We start from the raw sequence: 23,359 nt of genomic DNA, 5'->3' as shown, positions 1-23,359 counted from the left end.
AAAATTATTTAAGTATGAGAGACATTTCTGATATTGTTGGGTGTTTCAAAAAGTCTTTCGGAGTAATTTCTATACCATTGGTACGTAATTTGGATACTATTTGAAGAGATTTAATGGAATCTCCACCGATTTCAAAAAAGTTATCATCAATACCTATTTCGTTTTTCTTGAGAACTTCAGCCCATACCTCTACAATTGATTTTTCCAGTTTAGTTGTCGGTTTCTTAAAATTATTTTGTGCACCATCTGCGAGATATTGTGAAGCCTCTTCGCTAAGTAATTTTCGATCTCTTTTTCCACTAGATGTTAATGGTAATTTATCTAATTCAACGAACATCGACGGAATATAAGTTGCCGGCAAGTCTTTAGAGACAGCTTTTTTCAAATCGTCTCTACTTAAGCTTTCTTTTAAATTTAAAGTGTAGAAACAGACTAAACAAGGTTTCTCATTCTGATCATTCCCTAATACTACCGTTGCACCATTGACTTGTGGTTGTTGTACAACACATGCTTCAATTTCTTCTATTTCAATCCTTACACCGTTTACCTTAACTTGTGAATCCTTTCTTCCTATAAAATCTAAACTACCATCCTCCGAAATCCGAACCAAATCACCAGACTTGTAAAAGATTTTTCCATTTCGCTCTACAAAAACTTTTCTCGTTTCAATTTTATCTTTGAAGTAACCCTTCGCTAGAGAGGGGCCTCCAATCATTAATTCTCCTGGAAAACCTTTTGGAACTGGTAGACCAGTTTCATCAATCACTTCCATCTCTACATACGGTAATGGAAAACCAATATTATAATTTTCTTTTGTCACTTGTTGAACTGTAACTTCTATACCTGCCTCGGTTGGACCGTATAAATTGAATGCTTTAACGTGTGGTAATAATTCACTTATTTTTTTGGCTAATGGAGCAGGCAGGGCTTCACCACTTAAATGAAGATATTTTAATGGTAATTCGTAACCTTTATGATAGTTCATTTCATTGAGCACTAATTGCAACACTGAAGGGACAAAATGACACAAGTCAATTGACTCATCATTAATGAAATTCAATAAACCTAAAGGATTACGATGCAAATCCTTAGGAGCAACAACTAATGTAGCCCCCGTACAGATGGTATAAAATATCTCCCAAACAGATACATCGAATGTATATGGCGTTTTAAATAGCGTTTTATTACCAGGTTTAAGTATTTTTTGATTTTTTTGCCATAATATACGTAAAGAAGCCCCTAAATGTGGACATAATACACCTTTTGGTTCACCAGTTGATCCGGAGGTAAACATGAGATAGGCCGGATCATCAATAGAAACACTTCTCTTTGCTTGTGTTATGACATTATTTTCAAATTTATTTTTTTCAAGTGTATTTATTACTTCCCATTCTCCATACGGTATCTCTTCTTCTGTATTTACAATTAAAATCTTTGGATTTAATCTGGCCAATAATTTCTGTGTTCTTGCTATAGGATGTTCAGTATCTAAAGGAACATATACTGCTCCTACTTTTAGAACACCAAGTATTACCGCAATTACATCAATTCCCCTACTCATATAAATAGGTATATAATCTCCTTTTTCAATACCCATTGATAGAAGTAACGAAGAATATTTTTCAGCTTCTTGATTTAGTTGTTCATATGTTAAAGTTCTATCGAGCTCTTGGATGGCAATATAATCTTTGTATTTTATTGCTGCATCTTCAAATTGGCAATGCAGTGGCTTAGCTTTTTGTAGTAGTCCCCCCTTATCATTGGAGGATATAACGGAGCCTTTAGCAAATGCAGAACTCCATAAATTATTTGGATTAGTCATTAAAGAAGCGAGCAATTTAAAATAATTCTCCGCCAACAATTGAATCTCTGCTTCTGTGAAATTAGCAAATGAATATTCTATATGACCTTTCACTTCCTCATCTTCTACATAGAAAAAGCTGCTTAAAGGAAATCTTGCTCCACCGGTATCTTGCTCAATAAAACTAGTGTTGGTATTTTTTAAATCCATTTCGAGATTCACTTTAAGACTGAATGTATTATTTACTACATCAAAATACTCTCTTTTTTCAATGTTGGCCGCAATATCAACTATTGAGAAATCACCATGAGCAATATTTTCATGTACAATATTACTTATTTCTTGCAGAAGCTCTTTAAAGGAAGCATTTTTATTTAATGTAAGCGTTAAAGGAACTAAATTAACAAACATACCTACATCATCTAAGTTTTCATTTGACCTACCATGATAAGGAATTCCAATAGTTATTGTATCCTGCATACAATATTTTGCTAAATTTAGAGCCCATGCAGTTAGTAATATTGTAAACTTACTTAATTTCATCTCCTGTGAAAATCGATTTATTTTTCCACCTAACCCTATGTTACTCTCTATCTCTAAAATTTTACCAATTCTTAAATATTCTTCTGATTTCTCTTTAATAGGTAATTCAGCGAGTCTAAATGTCTTAGATTGCTCAACCCAAAAATCCTTCAGATTTTGATCCTTTGATTTATTGCTTAATCTATTTATATTGTTGTATAATTTTTCGGCACTACTTGATTTCATGTCGTCTACAGTGATTTCATCATTATAGACTTTAGATATATCTTGAAGAATATTTTTTAAAGATAATCCATCACATACTATATGATGGGATACAAGTACAAAAATGGACCCCGAATTCTCTGTATGAATTACTGCTCCTCTAAACAATAAATCACTTTCTAACAAGAATGGTTTATTATAAATTGTTTTTGCAAGAGCGCGCGCATCCTCAAGAGTTTTCACATTAAAGATTTGAATGTGATGATTCACGTTCTCTTCTAAATCATCTGTATTTCTAATTTTTTGTTCAATCCCATAGGAGGAATTTTCTCTAAAATTCACAAAAAATGCAGCATTTTTCATAAAGCTATTAACTAAGGCTTGATAGAGTGTATGTTCATCGAACTGACCGTTGATATGAAAAGTTGCACCTACATTATAAAATGGATTCCTTTCATTTGTTTTCCACAAATACCAAAGCCCTTTTTGCATACTAGTGGCAGGAAACCACTCATTTTTGTTATATATAGTAGATTCATTATTTGTTGATAAAGCTGGTAAAGTATTAAGAATATCCACTAGGTTACATGGTTTTCTCTGTTTTTGTACTTGCCATGGTAAACAATCAACATTAAATGTTTTCGACACTTTCATAGCAATTTCTGCCGCATCTAAGGAATTTCCCCCAACTTCAAACAAATCTGTTTGTGAAGAACATTTTAAATCTAATATGGAAGAATAAATATCAATAATTTTTTGCAAAGAATCACTTATTTTGCTAGTTGGAGATTCACTTAATTGTTTTCGTTTGAAATATTCAATATGTTGTTTGTTCAATAAATCTCGATCTACCTTCCCGTTTTTAGTTAAAGGTAGGCGTTTATGGAAAATAATTTGAACTGGAATCATATTTTTTGGCAATTTCTCTTTTAAATAGCTGAATATTTCAAATTCCGAAACAGAAAATTCCTCTTCTAATACAATGGATGCGGTTAATAGCGTATTTGAAGCTATATGTATTGGTAATGCTATAGCTTGGCTTACTCTATTATGTTTTTGAAGAGTACTCTCTATATCTCCTAATTCTATTCTTACACCATTGATGCTTAATTGAAAATCTTTTCTACCATGGAAATTGAAATTTCCATGATTATCTAAACTTACAACGTCTCCAGTGTTATAGACTCTTACATTTTCACCGTCAATTTCTAGCTCTGTAAATTTTTCATCTGTTTCACGAGGCAAATTTATATATTCTCTTGCTAATCCATCGCCGGATATCCATAATGTTCCTTTTCTCTCTACATCATTAATGATTTGTAAATTTCGATCTAAAATAAAACACTTCACATAAGGTAAAGCAGATCCTATATGAGGTAGCTTTTTCGCCTTGCCATCATCTCTCTCTACAATTCCAGAAGTACTTACAACAGTTCCTTCACTTGGGCCATAATTGTTTACTAAATAAAAAGGTAAATCTTTTGAAGGGTGCTTCGTTAGTTTATCTCCACCTACTAAAAGATATTTTAGTGCTGTATGACTGTTTTCCCAGTTCAGCTCCATTAGTCGCTCTGCAATTGGGGTAGATACAAACGAATGCGTGACTTGGTGCTCTATCCAAGTATTTTTTAATAGCTCCGGGTTAAGTCTTTCATGATTTGTCGTAATATAAATTGACGCTCTGGAAGCAATAGCACCCCAAATCTCCCATATGGAAGCATCAAATCCAGGTGAAGATGTTAAAGATACTATTGAATTTTTTGTAACATTAAAAGTATTTGTATGCCAATCTATTAACCGATTTAAAGATTTCCATTCAATGACTACACCTTTAGGTTTGCCTGTCGTACCTGATGTAAAAACAATATAAGCAGCTGATTTCAAAGAAAAATGCGTATTTACTTTCATTTCTTTATGATCCAAATTAAAATGCTCAAGAACATCATCAAGCTTAAAAGTTATCTGATCTTGAAAAGCATTTGCCTCATAAATATCCTGATGTGTAATAATTAAGCTAGGGTTTATATCTTCAATGATGTTGTCTAATCTGTCCTTCGGTGTCTCTGGATCGATACAAACAATAACCCCACCAGCAATAAATGTTGATAAATGCGCAACAAGAAGAGCAGGTGACCTTCTAAGAACAATCAAGACTTTTTGTTCAGCGCCTTGTTTCATTCCCTTCTCTTGCATTACTGTTGCTAGTTTAAACGCTTTATTAGCTAATTGTTTTAAACTGTACTTGTTTTGATTGAACCATAAGCTTTGTTCGTCATAGTAATCGATTTGTTCATTAAAAATTCTTTCGAAGAAGTTTGACATTCTATTACCCCAATCTAACAAATTATTGAAAAGCATTAATTTTTAGATATTTTAGAATATAAATTTGGATTTGCGATTGATAATTTTAGTAACTCGAGTGTTTCATTTTTATGAAATCCCTTATGCATTAAAATAGAAAAAAATTGCTGAGATAAACTTGCCACTCTATGAGACTCCACCGCAATTTGGTTACTTTCTTTCATTTCTTTTAATTCCTGTTTAATCTTGTTATAGGGAGAATGGACTTCTCTCTCGAAGTCTTGCTTATCAATTTTCGATTTAAAAGGTGTACCAATAATAATTCTCAAACACGCCTGTAAAAAGTGTATAGTTTCTTCTACTTTTAATGTATTTCCATCAAGATTATTTAAAATAGAATGGATGCCATTTTTCTCGTTAACTGGGATAGCTCGATATTCAGGATATTCCATCTTAATAATATCCGTTAAAACTGTTTTGGGACCCATCTCAATAAATGTGCTAACTTCTCTATTAATGAGAACATCCATAACCTTTGGCCATCTAACACTTTCCGTGAGTTGTCTACTTAATTGATTCGCTATTTCGTTAGCCCTACTGTATGGTTCACCTGTAGCGCATGAAAATATAGGATATTTACAGTCATTCATCTGTGTTTGTTGTAGAGCTGATTGAAATATTTTTTCCGCAGGTTTCATAAGCCTACTATGAGCAGGAACACTAACATGTAATGTCTTTGTAACAGCTCCCTTTTTCTGTAGCCGAATGGATGCCTGCTCCAATGCATGTTTATGACCACTTAGTACGATTTGATTTTTAGAGTTAAAGTTTGCAACAGTTACATGATTATTGTCAGTATCTATTTCCTGACATATAGCCTCCACCTCTTCTCCGCTAAGTCCAAAACAAACAATCATACCGCCATCTTGAGTACATTCATTCATAGAAGAAGCACGAAGCTTCACTAATTCAACTGACTTCGAAAAGGGAATTCCGTCGGCAGCTACTACTGCCGACAGTTCACCTAAGCTATGCCCGGTTAAATAGAGGTTTTTTACATCATTATTTTTTTCAAATATCTTCCAGCAAGCAATACTATAAACTAGTATTGCAGGCTGAACTATTACCGTATTACTAAGTTCTTCATTTTTATTTTCACATGCTTTCAATAAATCATAGCCTAATATATCACTAGCCTCATTATATAAATCACGAGCTATTTGGTAATTATTGTATAAATCTTGCCCCATTGAATTGTATTGTGAACCTTGTCCTGGAAAAACAATTGCAGTGTTCAAACTATTTCCCTCCCCATGTTAAAAGTAATTATCCTTTTCAACTCAATGCTTATTCAATAATAGAGAAAGTGCCTCTTCTGAAGAAATATCGTCACTCTCAAATGCATCAAGAATATCGTTTAATTCATCTTTAGCATTATAAAATTGATCACAAAATAAAATTTGGTCTTGGAATGTAGGATTACTATATAAATCTGAGATCTCAAACTTTAATCCAACGAATTTGTTTTTAAATAAATGAACAAACCTTAAAGCACTTAAAGAACTTCCTCCTAAGCTAAAGAAATTATCAATTTCTTTAATAGTTGTAACTCCTAGAACTGTTCTCCAAATTTCACGTATACCGGCTTCAATCTCTGACAATGTAAACTCACTTTTCACAGCTTCATCTTCCATTGGAATACTTTCATCTTGATCATCTTTAGAATGATTAAAGCACTCTACTTCGCTCCAAAAACTTTCGCCAAACGGAATTTTAATAACTGGTTTAAGGTAATGGACTTGTTCTAAGTCAAAACGTGAAATCAGACTCCATTCATAGCCCTTATTGAAGAATAAGTTCAATGAATTTTGGAAATCCATAAAATCAATTGGAGGAATGGCAGTATCACTTCCGAAATCTTTTTTATCATCTAAAATTAACGTAAAGTTCATCGTTTTACCGTTTATTCCTTTTTGATTCAAATATCCAGCCATTGAGTCCAAATATTGATTCACAGCGCAGCATTCACTTGCAGATTTCGTACCCATTAAAGAAGAAATTGAAGAAAATAGTATAAAGAAATCTAGTGGCTCAGGATTTAATTCTTTTTCAACTAAATAAGTACCGATGACTCTGTTATGAATACCTTTTTTAAATTGACCAAGCTTTAATTCTTTTATCCATAAATGATAAAGTTGTTTTACTAACATAAACGCACCATTGATTTCGCCAAAATCTTGTCTAATTTTCGCAAACGTTTCTTTAACAGAGTGTTCTTCTGTAACATCGCACTGCATGATTGTAACTGTAGAACCTCGACTTTCAATCTCCATAATTAATGTTAATTTATAAATCAACATTTCGTCTTCTGCTTGATTATTCTCAATGATTTTTGTCCATTCCATTCGATCTGGCAATAGATTTCTAGCTAATAAAATAATATTGACAGTTTCCTTTTCACTTAAGAATTTCCCTAATTGAACACCTAAGTAACCTGTACCACCTGCAATAACATAATTTCCATTCTCCCTTACTAAGAGTTCATTTCCATTAAAGTTATCACTCTGTCTTTCAATTACTTTTGTGTATCTTTCTGATTTTCTAAATGCGACTAATTCTGGACGAGTATCTTTGTCTTGTTGTAACTCTTTAAATAGATGTGTAGCAATTTCTTGGGAACCTCCGTCCAAGTCATGATCAATGGAATAGGATGAAATAGTAGGTTGTTCCTGTGAGATAACTTTTGCTAATCCAAAAATTGTTACTCTGGCAGGGATTATTTTTTCGTTATCCTTAATTTGTTCTGTTAATGACGACATGACATTTAATTGAATTGGATGTGTAACATCAAACTCTAATAACATTTTTGTTATATTGAATAGTGAGAAAATACCTTCCTCTTGGGATTTTTCCATATTTTCTTTCGATTCCATTGTTTCATCTAAATGCTTGAATGTGTAGGAATGAATAATTCCTTTTAAATTCTTTAATTCATGTAATCCGATATTTTCAAACAACTTATACATATCTGTATCAGAATTAATGTCAATACTATATTGTTCATCTGTATGTTTAACAAATGTTTCTGATTTATGAACTTCGATTACTCTTATACCTATATGAGCCATCTTGTTCTTTAGCTCAACCATATCTTCATCATCTTTATTCATAAAGAAAATCCAAGTTGATCCAGCTTTTAATTCTTCATGTGTATTCGTATTGTTGTACGGATAATTTATCCATTTCTTCTCAAAGAAAAGTTCTTTTGTCTGGTTTAGGAATGCGTCTTTACTTGATGGCCATATTCTTCTAGTATTAAAAATACTTACTGGCAACGGAAGCAACTTCCCATCTTTAAATAATTCTCGACACTCATTCTCAACATTGTTACCTTCTAAATATTGTTGCATTAAATCTTTATATGTTGTTGAGACGTTAAATTCATCGAGATTTTTAATACTTTCAACTTGTGTTTCATGTTCATCAGCTAAAAATATACCTTGTGTATAAAAATTCTTCGGTACCTTTTCAAATGTTCTAACATTTAATAATCTTTCGATTTTTTGATGTAGTTCATTGCAATTACTTGCAAAAATACACATTCTAGACCGTTCATGACTTCTTCTATTATTTAAAGTGTAGGCTAAATCTTGAATGCTGTAATTTTGATTATTTTTAAGATGAATAGCTAAGAGTTTTATTTGATCCCAAAGTGCTCTTCGAGTTTTACTTGAAATAAACAGTGGTGTTAACGTGCTACTAAACTGTTCCGTTTTATTAGATTGATATCCCTCTAATACGACATGAACATTCGTACCGCTTATACCTATTGAGTTAACTCCCGCTCTTAAAATTCTATTTCCATCATACTTTTTATTTTCTGAGCTGACTTTGAATGGTGAGTCTTTAAAGCCGATTTTAGGATTTTCTACTTCAAAATGATTAAGACCTGGAACTTCTCTTTTTTCTATTGAAAGCACTGCTTTCATTAAACCTGCAATGCCTGCTGCATCCCCCATATGGCCAAAATTAGACTTAATCGAACCTAATTGACATTCACTAGTCTTATTTGATTTTTCTAAATATGCTTTTTTAAGACCCTCTACTTCGATTAAATCACCAACTTGAGTTCCCGCTCCGTGCGCCTCAACAAAATCAATTTCATTGAATGATAATTTTGCTTCATCAAGAGCATCCATTATAGCTTTAGATTGGGCATCAGGATTAGGAACTTGCATTCCGTTTGATGCTCCATCGCTACTTATACTAGAACCCTTTAGAACAGCATGGATATGGTTGTTGTCATTTATTGCATCAGATAATCTCTTTATAACAATAGCAGCAACCCCTTCACCTCCGATAATCCCATCTCCGCTTTTATCAAATGGTGAACATCTATATTTTGTACTTCTTACAACATAATCAGGTGCTTCCTCTTCCCAATAAGGGAATAAATTTAAATTCACCCCAGCAACTACCGCTAAGTTACAATCTCCCTGCTTAAGCGCATTCTTAGCAACATGAACAGCGGCTAAAGAAGAGGAACAACTAGTATTTATTGTCATAACTGGCCCTTTTAAATCTAATGCATACGATAAATGATACCCCAGATTTGCAGGTATATTTGATATGAAAGCCCGCTCATCTCTTTCTTCGAATAAATTTAAATAATCAAATGCAGGATGAGGAGTATGTGCTATAAATACTCCAGTATTTGAATCCTTTAGGTGATTTTCCTGGTAGCCTGCCATGTATAATGACTCTAATGCAACCTGTAAAAACAGGCGCTCTGCTGGTCCCATAAATTGGGCTTCATGCTCATTTAATCCAAATTTTTCAGGATCAAACTGTTCAATATTATGAAGCCATGAGCCATATGACCTTGGATCATTCGTTATTTTATTTTTCAAATGGCTATACAGTTCATGTAATTTAGGATTAGAGTTGACAATTAAATCAAAACGCTCTTTTGAAAATTCAGTAACAAAATCCTTTTTGTTCACAAGACCTGACCATAAATCATCTAAATTTGAGACTTCAGGAAATCTCAAAGACATGCCAACAATTGCAAGCGGTTCACTTGTATCCTTTTCAATTTCATCTAATATATTTAATGCTAAATGTGTATCTAACTTATTTTCTTCTACTAAACTTAATATTTTTTTAGACAGTGTGTTGTACTTCATTTTCCTCTCTCCTATCAAAGTCTTTAATGAATTTCAGCTGAGCGAAAATTGCGACAGTTACTATAATTAGGCCTCCAGCTAAGAGAAGCAGCGTTCCATAAACTCCTCGTTCCCCGCTACCTAAATAAGGGATAATATTTGCGTTGGAAGCAACTAATCTATCAGCAAGTACCCCTCCTAAAATATAAGCTAATGGTAAAGAAATCCAAGCTAATGTTCTAGAAATCGAAAAAACTCTTCCTAATAAATTTGGCTCCGTATGAAGTTGAATTAAAGTAAGTGTACCTGTATTAACCACTGGTAGTAATAACCCCAATCCAGCCCAAAAAACGGCAATTAAGAAAATATTATTGAATAACCCTGTTAACGTTATAAAAACACCAATACCAAAATTCGAAATCAATACTAACCATATAATGTGGGTCTTTAATTTAATAAATGACATTAGCAATCCCCCTAATACCATTCCTCCTCCATATATAGAGCTTAATAACCCGAACTGTTCAACAGTACCAAAGCTCAATATATATGGCTGTCCAACTACTTGATTAAACCCTAATGCAAAGTTCAAAACCGTAAACAAAAGCACTAAAGTAAGAAGAGACTTATGCTTAATTAAATAATTAAAACCCTCCTTCAAATCATCAAAAATAGATGAATTTACATTTTTATCTTCATTATCACTGTTCTCTTTGACACTTAATTTTGTCCAAAGTATTAATAGAATAGGAATCGCAATACAGTAAGTAACTAGCTCCGCACCAATGATATAAACAATGCTTCCAAATCCCATTATTACACCACCAATAACAGGACCTAGCACATCACTAGTTGATGTTGCCATTGAAAATACACCATTAGCTCTAGATAACTTTTCTTTCGGTACCAATAGAGGTACTAGTGTTTGTAATGCTGGCGTTTGCATAGAGCTTACTATAGAAAGCGATATAGCACCTGCAATGACATGGACCATACTTATATTCCCTAATATAAGGGAGGAGAAAATTATTGAGGAAATAATGAGCCCAATAATATCTCCTAGTAAAATTAATAATCTAGGACCCTTTCTATCTATCCAGATTCCTACAAAAGGTGATAACAAAATTGCTGGGAGAAATCCTGCAACCAGTACTATTGCAAAACTAGATACTTGTCCTGTACTCTGATAAGCCCAGACACCAAGTCCAAACCTTGCAACAGAAGAACCTAATAAAGAAATAAAATGAGTAGCTACAACCATTAGAAAGATTGAAAATCCGCTGCTCGTTAGTTTGCTAAAATAAGTTATCATGTACTTTGGGGCTCCTTTGCATTTCCACTACATTCAACCAATATTTCTTCAAATTTAGATAAGAGATGATGAGCTTTTTCATTACTTATAATTTGTCTATCTACCTCTAAGCTAATATTAAGTTTCCCATCCAAAATAAATATGTTCATTTCCAAAATATTAGAAAGCTCATTGTCAGGATGAATAGCAGGAGCCTGAGTAAGATTTGGAGAATATTGTAACACTCCATTGTCTCCATTTTTACTATTTGTTGAAGTACTAATATCGTTATCAAAATCTCCTAAGTAATTGACCAATAAAGATGGTTGAATACATGTCATGTTGTTATTTTCTCTGATCCATCTTGATACCATAAAGTCCAATCCACTACCAATTTCGCTCAACGATTTACCAACTGAGTAAAGCATTTCATCTATAGTATTTAATGACACATGTAGCGGATACATCGTCGTAAACCAACCTATCGTCCTACTAAGATCTAATGATAATTGGCGACTATCGCGTCCATGCCCTTCAAAGTTAAATAACACATCTTTTTGACCGAATACTTGACTAAACGCTTGAGCAAACGTTACTGCAATGAGTGCATCAGGTTTGTAAAGTTCTGATTGCTTTCTTGCATTTAAAAATTGATTTGTACTTTCCTCACTTAGAAGTTTCGTTACGTGATATCGATTCTTAAATAAATAATCTTTTCTGACAGGCTGAATACATAATGGATGTACATTATTTACGTCAATAGTTTCCCAATAAGATTGATTAATGCGTAGTTCCTCTTTATACAATTCTTCTATCCAATCTGAAAATTGCGTCATAGGGAAACTGAACTTATCTTTACCATTTACTATCGCCAAATAATTATTTTCTAATTCTTCTATTAAGACTCTCCATGAAACTCCATCAACGACTAGATGGTGAATAAAGAATGTCAAGATAGGCTTCTTAGATGTCAGGAATACTACTGCACCTATTGGTAATACCTTGCCAAAATCAAAGCTATCTTGTAATTGGAATTGAATCTTTTCAATTTCTTCTTTTAACATACTTGGAGGTATTAATTTTAAATCTTTCACTATTAGCTTAAATGTGTTTGCTAATTTCGGTTCAACAAAAGCCTTCGGTTCTGTATCTTTAACATCAAACCAAGTCAACAAGCTTTCATTTACTGAAATGATTGATTTGAAAGACTTTTCTAAAGCAACTACATCCACTTTCTCAGGTAATTCTACTGACATTAATAAGTTCCAATAGTGTGCATGCTTAAACGACTGTTTGAAGAACCATTTTTGCATCGGAGCTAGTGGAATCTTCTTAGAACTTAATTCTTGCCATTCTTTATGAATGTCAATTTCTTTACTAGCTTTCAAAGCTATTTTTCGAATACTTCTATAATTAAAGATGTGGTTAATTTTTAAAACAATATTTTTCTCTTTTGCCTTAGAAATAAACTTTAATGCCTTAATGGAGTCTCCTCCAATTTTAAAGAAATCTGAATCTATGTTAACGTTATGATTACCTAGAATCCCTTCTAATATTGAAAGTAATTCCCTTTCCATCTCTGTCAAACTACTGATATCGTCTTTCTGAACCATCTTGTCATCGTATAATTCAGGGCTTGGAAGTGAAAGTCTATCTACTTTCCCGCTATTAGCCATTGGAATTCGCTCTATTTTTTGATAATAAGTTGGAACTAAATATTCTGGTAAATGACGTAATAGGAGTTTTTCAATATCTCTTTGATTAATCTCTTGTTGACAGACTAAGTAAGCACATAGTTGTTCACCAAATTCATTTTTATTTAATGTAACAACAGCATCTTTAACGCTTGGAACTTCTCGTAAGTATTTTTCAATTTCTTCAAGTTCAACCCTGTGACCACGAATTTTAACCATATTATCTTTGCGACCATAACAAACAATCTTACCATTTGGTAATACTTGCCCCATATCCCCTGTCTTATATAAATATCCTGATTGTAAATGGTTAATATGATTAGCTATAAACTTAGTTCTAGTTAAATTCGGCTCTCCCAAATATCCTAAGGCAATACTTTCACCACTTAATGCAATTTCACCAACACCGTATGATGGAGCTAGTTGATTTTTATTGTTCAGAATGTAAACGGTAGTGTTGTTGATTGGTAATCCGATTGGCGCATGGATGTAATCTGAATTTAGGTCTTCTTCTGTTACTTCATGATAAATCGTTCCAACAGTAGCTTCAGTTGGTCCATATTCATTAATAATGCGAGCATTCTGGAATTTCTCTTGCAGCGCTTTACATAACGACATATCTAAAGCTTCTCCACCTAAAATAAAACACTCTACATCTGGTGAAAACCTCTCACTCTCGATTAAATACTGTATTTGTTTAGGGGTACCTTTAATCGTTATTTTGCCTTTTATATTTGATACACTTTCAAAAGTTTGATCAATTTCCCCTTCACAACATATTATTTTTCCTCCTGTGATTAGTGGAATAAACATTGAAGTAATTGTTAAATCCACAGATATGGAAGTGAAAAATGGCATATTTAAAGGTACATTTGTAGGTGAGTAGTATTCAGCAGCCCAATTCAAATAATTATTAAGGTTTTTACTTGAGACTACTACACCTTTAGGTTTTCCAGTGCTACCGGATGTAAAGAGAATATATGCTGGTAAAGTATTAGAAATGGTATTGAATTCGATTTCTAAATTTTCGTCTAGTTGAATTACATCACTTAACATATTTTTAGAGCTGCTCTGTCTATATTTTTCTCCCTTTTCTTTAACAATGATGACAGCATCAAATCTATACTGATTTAGTTCATTGCTTACAGTATATTTTTTCTCAGAACATTCAATTTGTATATCAGCACACACATCATTGAGAAGCTCTTTTAAGATTTCTTCGTTTATAAATAAATCTGTATCCCAATCTAATTTAGTATTCAAATCAATGTTTTCTTCCTTAAATGCTTTTAAAGAAGAGACAAATTCATCTTTTTTATCAATATCTAATAAATCTCCTAAGAAGATTATTCCGCCCTCTTTTAACGAGTCGATAGCTTTTTGAAGTACTACCTTTAAATAGCCGTAGCTTGGGAAACAGTGAATAACACTATTAATGACAACAGCATCTAACTCTGTTTCAAATTTATTAAAGGAATGTGCCGTCGAAACGCTAAATTCAATATTGTTAAAGCTAGATTTCTTAGCAATTTGTCTATTCCTTTCAATGATTGATGAAGATAAATCCATTGCTGTATACGTTCGCGCATATGGAGCAAGAGCAAAAGTTGTCAAACCTGAGCCACATCCAAGCTCTAATACGTTTGAATCTTGTGGTAAATACTCTTTTATTTTGTTTACTGCATTCCCCACATACTCTTGCATTTCTAATGCACTGAACGCTTCACCTGTATAACTGCTATTCCAACCACTAGCCTCTATCTCCGTTTTTTGCCCTTCAGCGAAATAGTTCCACAAAGATTCGTCCATTAATTCACTTGAATCAGCAACAGCACACTGGTCTAAATCCGTTTCTCCTAACACCATAACCGATTGAATATTTTCATTTTCGAATAAAAGCCTATTACACAATGAATAGAATTTTTTTTCTGAAATAATAAAGTTAGCTTGACTTTGATGCATAATAGATTCAATTCTTGCTTTTGGATTTTTAGGTGATACAGGTATGAATGTGACGTTACTCATTAAACAAGATAAAATACCTAAAATTGCAGTTCTATTATTGTTAGAAATAATGACAACATTTTTAATTTCACTGTTGCTGTTCAACAATTTACTTGCTATTGATTTACTTCTTACTATTAACTCTCGATATGTTAATGAACCTTCGTTATCTTCCAATGCTGTTTTTTCTGGGTTCGTTTCTGCCATCATTAAAATGGTATTTAAAAAGTTTTTGCCATCATCGACAAATTGACCATTTATGACACTTAGACTTCCTTCTACATCAGTATTATTTAATTCATCTTCATGTAAAATCGTATCTAGTATTTTTAAATACGTTTCAATTAATGAATTAATAAATTTAGAGGAATATACGCTGTCATAGTACTCAAGATTACAGAATAACTCTCCATCTGGTAATTCAACAAATTCAAATTCAAGGTCCCATTTACTTGTTTTGTGTTCAGAAACAATAGGTGTTAGTTCCGCATCGTCAAACGCTGATGCTGTATTTTTAAATTTAAAATTTTGAAGTGCCACGTTTATATTAAATAAAGGTGAACGACTAGTATCTCGAGGTAAATCTAATTTTTCCACTAATAAATCGAAAGGATATTCTTGATGTTTAAAGCTATCCAATAACACTGACTTTACATTTCTTAATAATGCAAGGAAGTCCTCATGTTCTTCGTAATTAATCCTGATTGGGATTGTATTCGTGAATAAACCAATTATTTTCTCTAATTCTTCATTCAATCTTCCAGATACCGGTGTACCAACCACCATATCAGTATCACCAGTCATCTGATTAATAAGTTTAAATACACTTGAAACTAAAACCATGTATAACGTACTTTCTTGAGTACTTGCAAAAGATCTTAATTTATCTGCTAATGTAGCACTAATATCAAATCTCTTAATCTTTCCAGTATATTGGAAAGTGTTTGGTCTTAATTTATCGCCTGTGATTTCAGTAATAGGGAGATTTCCGCTTAATGTATGAAGCCAGTAATCTTCATGTTGTTTAAACCTACCACTTTCTATATTTTCACGTTGCCATGTAGCAAAATCTACATACGTATTTTCTATTGCTGGTAGGTCGTCATATAGATTATTACCACTATTGTATAAAGTGAAGAGTTCATCCGATAATAGCGATAATGACCAGCCATCTACAATAATATGGTGCATCATTAAAGCAAAAAGACTTTTATCTTTTGCTATTTTATAAACAAGTACTCTTAAAAGTGGTCCCGTTTCTAAATCATAAGGAGTTTCTTTCCAAAGATTTATTTGGTCCATTGCTTTAGCTTCAGCATTATCTTCTAAATTAAAATCTTTATATTCAAATAAATAGTTTGGATTTTGCAGTATTTTCTGTTTATTCCCATTCTCATACTTCACAAATATTGTTCTTAAGGACTCATGTCTCTGTGAAAGTAAATCGAATGTTTCACGTAATCTCTCATTGTCTACTAACCCGTTAACTTTAAAGATAAACGGTGTATTGTAAACCATTTTTTGGTCTGTTAATTGTTCGATTATGCTTAATCGGTTTTGACCGTATGATAATGGATATTCAACATTTTCTGCACTTATTTGAGGTATGATTTCTGCCGATTTTAAATTTTCATTGTTTATTTGTTTACTAAGTTGTTCAAATGTAAGGAATACATCATCTAAAACAAAGTCTTTATTGAATTGTTTTTTCAAACGGGTAATAAATTGTAATCCTGAAAGAGAATTTCCACCTACTGATATAAAACTATCCGTCTGCTTAATATTCTCTGTTTCTAAAATTATTTCTGCTAAACTAATGATTTCTTCAAGAGTTGATTTTCCTTTTACCTCTTTAACTTTTACGCTACCTTCACTCTGTAACCAATAAGATTTCTCGTCAAAAAAGTATGTAGGCAAAGAAATTTTAAAATTATTTTCATTCTGAAATTGTTTATGCCAACTACATTTTTCACCTAAAATATAACTTTCTGCCAAAGTTTTCATAGTGTTATCGTTATGATTTGTCGTAATTACAATTTTTTCCCAACTGCTCATATCTTGATCAATTAAATTTTTACATGCGACTATTAGGTCATCCATTGTCTCAGCAATAATTGCCACTCTTATATCATGATGCTCTCTACCTGTACACATCGTATACGCTAAATCACTTAAATTAATCATATCTGCAGTTAAATTAGAAAAATGTTCAATAGTACCTCGCAAAGATAATTCAGATTTAGCAGAAAAAGGAATCACATAAGCTTTTCTACTATTTTCTTTCTTATCGATTTCAGCTTTCTTTGGAGCTTCCTCTAATAGTAAATGTACATTTGTACCATTGAAGCCAAAGCAGCTTACACCAGCTATAATAGGTTCATTTTCTTTTTTATTTTTTTTAATGTTATATGGTAATGTCGGAATAAATACTGGCGAATTTACAAAATCAATGTGTGTATTTGGTTCAACTAAATTTATTGTAGGTGGAACTATTCCCTTTTTTATTACATGTAGCGCTTTAATAACTCCCGATAAACCTGCAGCTCCATCAAGTAAATGCCCAATATTTCCTTTTACAGAACCAATAGGCAAAAACTGTTTATCATTGTTACTTCGTTCAATTGCTTCTTGAATGCCTTTTATCTCAATAGGGTCTCCTAAATGAGTTCCTGTGCCATGCGCTTCAATGTAGTCAATTTGCTCCGGCTTAATGCCAGCTCGATCCCAAGTTTCAGCTAATAAATCTGCATGTGCTTTAGGATTTGGTGCAGTTATACCCGCTGAAGTACCATCATTATTTACTCTAGAGGCAATTATAACAGCATGGATATTATCATTATCTTCTATAGCTTGATCTAAAGGCTTTAATAAAAGCGCTACCGCCCCTTCGCCTCTTCCAATTCCACTTGCTGAGTCGTCAAATGGCTTACACTTTTGTTGCTCAGACATAATGCCCGCAGCATTCATAAAAAGTTTTTCACTATTTATTGGATAAGGAAAAATATTAACACCACCGACTAATGCCGTTTCACAGTCATTATTCATTAAACCTACACAAGCCTCGTGAATTGCCAACATTGAGGAGGCACAAGTAGCATTTACTACATAAGATGGTCCTTTTAAATTGAAAATATAAGAAATTCTTGAAGCTGTAAAAGCAGGAATATTGCCCGGAACACTTAATGGTGTGAATTCATCCAAGCCTTCAGAGTAATTGGTCATAGCAGCGGAAATATAGACACCCGTATTAGAATTTTTCATACGACTCCCTGCATAACCAGCATCTTCAAAACATTGGTATGCTGTTTGAAGAAATCTACGCTGTTGTGGGTCCATCACCTTTGCTTCAGCAGCTGAAATATTAAAAAATCCAGCATCAAATTTATCAACTTCATCTAGCCACGCTGCATCCCAAAACGGCTTCTCTTTGGATATTTTAAGCTTTTCCATATTATTAACAAGGAACCCCTCACACAATGATTTCCTAGAATCACTTAATTCTGTTATTTTGTCCTGTTCACCGCTTATAACATTCCAAAATTCATCAAAATTTTTAGCACCAGGTAATTCAGTAGAGATTCCGATAATTGCGATCTTTTTATCAACTTCCGGTTTTGAATTACTTTTAATTTCATTCACCGATTCAATGATTTGCTTTGCTGCGTTTTTTGTGAGTTCTTTATTTTTAAGAAGATTTAAAACTTGAGGTATTAATTTACTCATAATATTTATCCTCCTTCAATTTCAGATTATTCAAAAAACTCTTTCTCTAATACAGAAAACTCTTTTATCTTTAGTTGTTCCTCTGACGGAAATTCATTCATTTTACTACATACAGAAATTTTATAGCCGTTAATCATGTCATATTGTTTGAAATAATAGGTATAAGGATCAATATTTTGTTCAATTGAAATTTCATTATTAGCAGTTTCGATAGAGAAAGAATCTAAAGGAATGCTTAAACCTAATCCAATATTTTTGACAAAAGCTTCCTTCAAAGTCCATAAATTGTAAAAATGTTCTTTTTTCATTTCAGCTGGAGTTTGAATGTATGAGTGATATTCTATACTAGAAAAGTAATATTTAATTATTTCATCATCATAATCACCTTTCATCTCTTCAATATCAATTCCAACCTCACAATTTCCTATCACACCTACGACCCATTTACCTGAATGAGAAACGTTAAATCCAAAATCCCCATTGGTACAGTATGGTTTCCCATATGTATTCGTTCGGATATTTATTTCTGAATGATTACATTTTAAATTCTTCATCAATAAATATTTCATTAACAATTCAGATATTAAGGACCTGTATGCGTCTATTTTATTTGAGTATGATGCTATTCTCCTTGCTTTTTTTGAACATACGAAATTCATTAATTCGGAATAATTAGAAATATCTGTAGGTACTTTAATTAAATAAATTTCTATCACCTATCACGCCCCCAAAATTTTCTCCCAAACTTCCACTTAAAAAATTAAATCATTTCACCGAACTTACTTAAAATACCAATATAGTTTTTTATTTCTATCAGTAAACAAATTTTACATTTATAATATTAAACACCATAAATTAAATAGTCAACATATAACCTACCATTAATTATAAAAAATACCAATTATGTTATATTTACCATTTAGTAATCTGCGTCTATGATATCTACACAAAATCTCGTTAACAATATTTAAAATCGCAAAAAAAAGGATTTATCCAATACAGGAATCCTTTTAGAACAAAATCATACTATTTTCACATATATAAACAGTTGTGTTTATTTTAAAAATATTAGGGTGTTATTTGTGATGAAACCTGTTATATTTGTATTTTTATAACAGATTTTACCAATCTTTAGTTGTGCGAATGACCATAGTTTCATCTGATATGCCCATCCCGATCTGAATGAAAGGTTCGACGATAAGAGCAATCGGATGTTCGTTCTATTGCTTCTAGTTGAGCGTGATGAATTGCTTGTGCGTTCGGTCGTTCAGATAATCGATAGGAAATGATTTCACCGTTAAACATAACTAGATAGACGTCTAAATAAGCCTTCTGAATGGCTACTTTTCCATCTTCTCCAGTAACGAAATACTTGAATTTAGAGGTATCCGTTGTCAATTTCTAATGTGGAATGGATATATAGGATCGGCCATGAATACGATTTTTCTCAACGGTTCCAACGGTACCTAACCACTCCATGACTTAAAATTCCAAATTGAAGAACTAAATGTCTATAACCGCCCTCACCTCGAAAATAAGCTTCAACAACTTTCTTTTTAAACTCATAATCGTACTTTGCCAAAAATACATACACCCCAATCGTTAGATTTTGGTCTAACTTTTGGGGTGCAGTTCAAAATGAGTGGCTTTTTTAATACAAAAAACAGGCCTAGTACCTGTCATTTGTTATTGCTTATATGATTAATCAATAGCCTTTCCACTTGTGATTTAAGAGCTTGATTAGCATAACGGAGTACTACATCATTGCCTGCAGTGGCAACCTGCACGTCACTAAAATATTCATCTACTGGTTGCCAACCTACTACTCGTATACGCTTTTGTGCAAGTTCTCGTTTGAGGTTAACATATTCTTGTCGTAGATCCTTTAGCAATGAATCCATCATTGGAAGAAATACCGTTTTCATTTTAAACTGCTCTAATTTACGATAGTCAATCTGCAATGATTTAACTGCTAGTTCTAACAAAAGATACTTATGAAGTAACTGTCTTTCGTCGGCTTTAATCATAATAATCAGCATCCAGTTGAGCTGATTGAATACTTTGGATTGGAATACTTTTCGTTTTAAGTAGTGTTTCAAGTATGAGTTCATTAGTATTAATCGATTTAATTATTCCAGTCCATTGTGTGATTTTGTAGTCTTTCCACACTTCTAATTTTATGTCCAATTGCTGATTTAAAGCTTGATTGATTGTATTCTGTAGTTCTTCCAGTTCCCACTCAGTCAATTCTCTTGGCTGTTCTGTGCGCTCTTGTTTACACACTCTAAGAAGCTCCAAATGCTCCGGCAACATCATCGATGCCCATTTAATATTTCCTCTATCCTGTATCATCAAATCACTCCTATGCTAAATGACCACCCACTAAGCGATCTCGATTGATAGCTGTACCAGCATTTGTGAAAGAAACGGCTCGTAAAATAGATGTTGCTCCAAATCTATTGCGGATTGCATCCATTGTAGGACCAATGATTTGACGTTGTGGCTTACGTTCATCAAATAAATCCAATTGGATACTATGCTCTCTTTCAAGATTGGATATTCTAACTGATAACTGCCGAGCTGGTTCCCCCACAAAGTGCTCATCTAGTAATTCAATACAAGTTTTATACATCACAAGCGTTTCACTCGTAGGTACTGCAATTGTTTTAGATCGATGGAATCCTTTGGTCATAGCATTTCTACTATAAGAAAGACCAATACTAATTGTACGGCCGACGAACCCTGCATCACGTGTTCGCTTCATTACGTCCTCGCACATTTCTAAAAGCACTACAGAGACTTCTTTACGTGTATGGTAATCCCTCATCAGCATTTGGCCTTTCCCAAAACTTAAAGCTCCGTTTGTTATTAACGGCTCTCCTAATGTGGATAAATCGATTCCCCATGCATGGTAATAGAGTTGATTGCCCATTACACCAAAGCGCTTTTCTAATTCTTTTAGATCTGTATTAGCCAAACCACCGACTGTTTGTATTCCTATAGCATTTAGATTTGCTTCCATTTGTTTACCGATTCCCCACATTTCGGATAGTGGACGTACTGGCCATAATTTTTTAGGAATGTCTTCATAAGTCCATCTAGCAAATCCTGTTTTCTTTGCATCAAGGTCTAAAGCTAATTTGGCTATTAACATATTTGGTCCCATACCTACTGCACTAGGTACATTAAATTGGTCAAGAATAGCCCTTTGTATTTCTTTTGCTGTTTCTTCTGGTGATCCCCATAGGTTTTTAGTGCCAGTTAAATCAACAAAGCTTTCGTCCACACTATACACATGTATAGCATCAACCGGTACGTAATTAGAGATCAATTTTGTAATCGTCATCGACATTTGAATAAAGAAACTCATTTTAGGCTCAAACAATCTAATGTCAGGATGTTTAGGTATTTCATAACGCCTTCTACCAGTTTTGATTTTGAATTTTTCTTTCATCAAGGGTGATGCAGCAAGCACTACGCTACCTGGTTGGTCAAAGTTTGCTACTACTGCAACTGGAGTTTCAAGAATATCTAGCCCATGTAACATTGCTACACAGCTGGCGTAAAAACATTTCATATCAATGCACATAATAGGTCGATTTGGCATATCCTCGTAATTCATACAACTTCACGCCCCTTGCTAACAAAAGGAATAATGGCTAGAACATTACTAATCAAAAAAGTACGCGTTGCCTGCCTTGTAAAACAAAATGCTGCAAAGGATTCACCAACAACTTTAATGATTTTCACACGCCTTTTTGTGATTTCACCCGACTTTGATACATATATCATGTTAATGAACTGTCCACGTTGCATTGCTTTTACCAGTTGCTCTTTCATGCCAGCTGCTCCTTCTTTACATAAAATAAGAACCTTTGTTCTTGTATTATACGCACGTACGTTCGTTTTTAGAAGTGGTAATTTTTACTAAATACTTGTCATCCATTCAGTAGCAGATAACAATGAGTTATTGTCTGCGTTTATATGCACGTGTAATTTGCTATACATCTTGTTGATTTAGAGATTATAATAAATGTTAAATTCACTCGAATATCGGGCAGTAAGGAGCTGGTTAGATTGAGCAACTTAGCAAATACATATAAATTACCCTATTATGCGGTTGTCTTTGCTTCTGAGCGAACAGCAGACGACAATGGCTATGGAGTAATGGCGACAAAAATGGACGAATTGGCAAGTAAACAAAGAGGATTTTTAGGTGTCGAAAGCGCAAGAGATACCAATTTAGGCATCACTGTTTCTTACTGGGAAACACTTGAAGATATTGCTGCTTGGAAAGAGCATGCAGCTCACCAAGTAGCTCAAGAGCGCGGCAAAAAAGAGTGGTATAGTCGATTTGCATTACGCGTTTGTAAAGTTGAACGTGATTATCTATTTGAAATGTAAGGTGTCAACCTTGAAAATGCAGGATTGAATTCAGCACTGAAGTCAATCCTGTTGATTTTGACATGCCAGCTAGTGTGCAAAATGCCAAGCAAAAGTCTCAGCTCCATTTACTGTAAAGAGACAGATTACTATTCCACTGGGGTAAAAGGTCTATTTCCATCCTCATTTGAACGGAGTTCACCTTAGAAAGCTTCTGAAAGTACAAAATCTGGAACGTTCTGTTTGGGTT

General features: G+C 33.3%; 11 protein-coding genes. 1 reads left to right on the top strand and 10 read right to left on the bottom strand.

Features of this window, described 5'->3' with window-relative positions:
- Positions 1 to 4 precede the first annotated feature (4 nt).
- The 10 genes from ACOMCU_RS07870 to ACOMCU_RS07825 all read right to left on the bottom strand — a co-directional run bounded on the left by ACOMCU_RS07870 (position 5) and on the right by ACOMCU_RS07825 (position 22,566).
- Complete coding sequence (locus ACOMCU_RS07870; protein WP_421049838.1) at positions 5 to 4,870, bottom strand: amino acid adenylation domain-containing protein; 4,866 nt, start codon at positions 4,868 to 4,870, stop codon at positions 5 to 7.
- 35 nt (positions 4,871 to 4,905) lie between these two features.
- Entirely contained in the window at positions 4,906 to 6,147 is a 1,242-nt protein-coding gene (gene fabD, locus ACOMCU_RS07865; protein WP_010859488.1) for an ACP S-malonyltransferase, read from the bottom strand.
- 42 nt (positions 6,148 to 6,189) lie between these two features.
- Entirely contained in the window at positions 6,190 to 10,035 is a 3,846-nt protein-coding gene (locus ACOMCU_RS07860; protein WP_421049837.1) for a beta-ketoacyl synthase N-terminal-like domain-containing protein, read from the bottom strand.
- Positions 10,013 to 11,326, bottom strand: a complete 1,314-nt coding sequence (locus tag ACOMCU_RS07855; protein WP_421049836.1) for an MFS transporter — start codon at positions 11,324 to 11,326, stop codon at positions 10,013 to 10,015. Before ACOMCU_RS07855 ends, ACOMCU_RS07860 begins: the two co-directional genes overlap by 23 nt.
- Positions 11,323 to 18,726, bottom strand: coding sequence for a condensation domain-containing protein (locus ACOMCU_RS07850; protein ID WP_421049835.1), 7,404 nt, complete (start codon positions 18,724 to 18,726; stop codon positions 11,323 to 11,325). The genes ACOMCU_RS07855 and ACOMCU_RS07850 overlap by 4 nt, the downstream gene beginning before the upstream one ends.
- 26 nt (positions 18,727 to 18,752) lie before the next feature.
- The gene (locus ACOMCU_RS07845; RefSeq protein WP_421049834.1) at positions 18,753 to 19,442 is read right to left on the bottom strand and encodes a 4'-phosphopantetheinyl transferase family protein; all 690 of its coding nucleotides are present in this window, start codon (positions 19,440 to 19,442) and stop codon (positions 18,753 to 18,755) included.
- A gap of 963 nt (positions 19,443 to 20,405) precedes the next feature.
- Complete coding sequence (locus ACOMCU_RS07840) at positions 20,406 to 20,753, bottom strand: hypothetical protein (protein ID WP_010859495.1); 348 nt, start codon at positions 20,751 to 20,753, stop codon at positions 20,406 to 20,408.
- Positions 20,746 to 21,078, bottom strand: coding sequence for a YolD-like family protein (locus tag ACOMCU_RS07835; RefSeq protein WP_010859496.1), 333 nt, complete (start codon positions 21,076 to 21,078; stop codon positions 20,746 to 20,748). The genes ACOMCU_RS07840 and ACOMCU_RS07835 overlap by 8 nt, the downstream gene beginning before the upstream one ends.
- Before the next feature lie 10 nt (positions 21,079 to 21,088).
- Positions 21,089 to 22,348: a DNA polymerase thumb domain-containing protein gene (locus ACOMCU_RS07830; protein WP_421049833.1), complete on the bottom strand. Its 1,260-nt coding sequence runs from the start codon at positions 22,346 to 22,348 to the stop codon at positions 21,089 to 21,091.
- Positions 22,345 to 22,566: a transcriptional regulator gene (locus tag ACOMCU_RS07825; protein WP_421049832.1), complete on the bottom strand. Its 222-nt coding sequence runs from the start codon at positions 22,564 to 22,566 to the stop codon at positions 22,345 to 22,347. The genes ACOMCU_RS07830 and ACOMCU_RS07825 overlap by 4 nt, the downstream gene beginning before the upstream one ends.
- A gap of 237 nt (positions 22,567 to 22,803) precedes the next feature.
- On the opposite strand from ACOMCU_RS07825, the gene ACOMCU_RS07820 reads away from it, so the two are divergent.
- Positions 22,804 to 23,130: an antibiotic biosynthesis monooxygenase family protein gene (locus ACOMCU_RS07820; RefSeq protein ID WP_010859499.1), complete on the top strand. Its 327-nt coding sequence runs from the start codon at positions 22,804 to 22,806 to the stop codon at positions 23,128 to 23,130.
- The last annotated feature ends 229 nt before the right edge of the window (positions 23,131 to 23,359 follow it).

The sequence above is a fragment of the Lysinibacillus sp. UGB7 genome, from assembly GCF_049058285.1.
Lineage (GTDB): Bacteria > Bacillota > Bacilli > Bacillales_A > Planococcaceae > Lysinibacillus > Lysinibacillus sphaericus_B.
The sequence above is the reverse complement of the archived record's forward strand: the minus strand, read 5'-3'. Positions and strand labels throughout refer to the sequence as shown.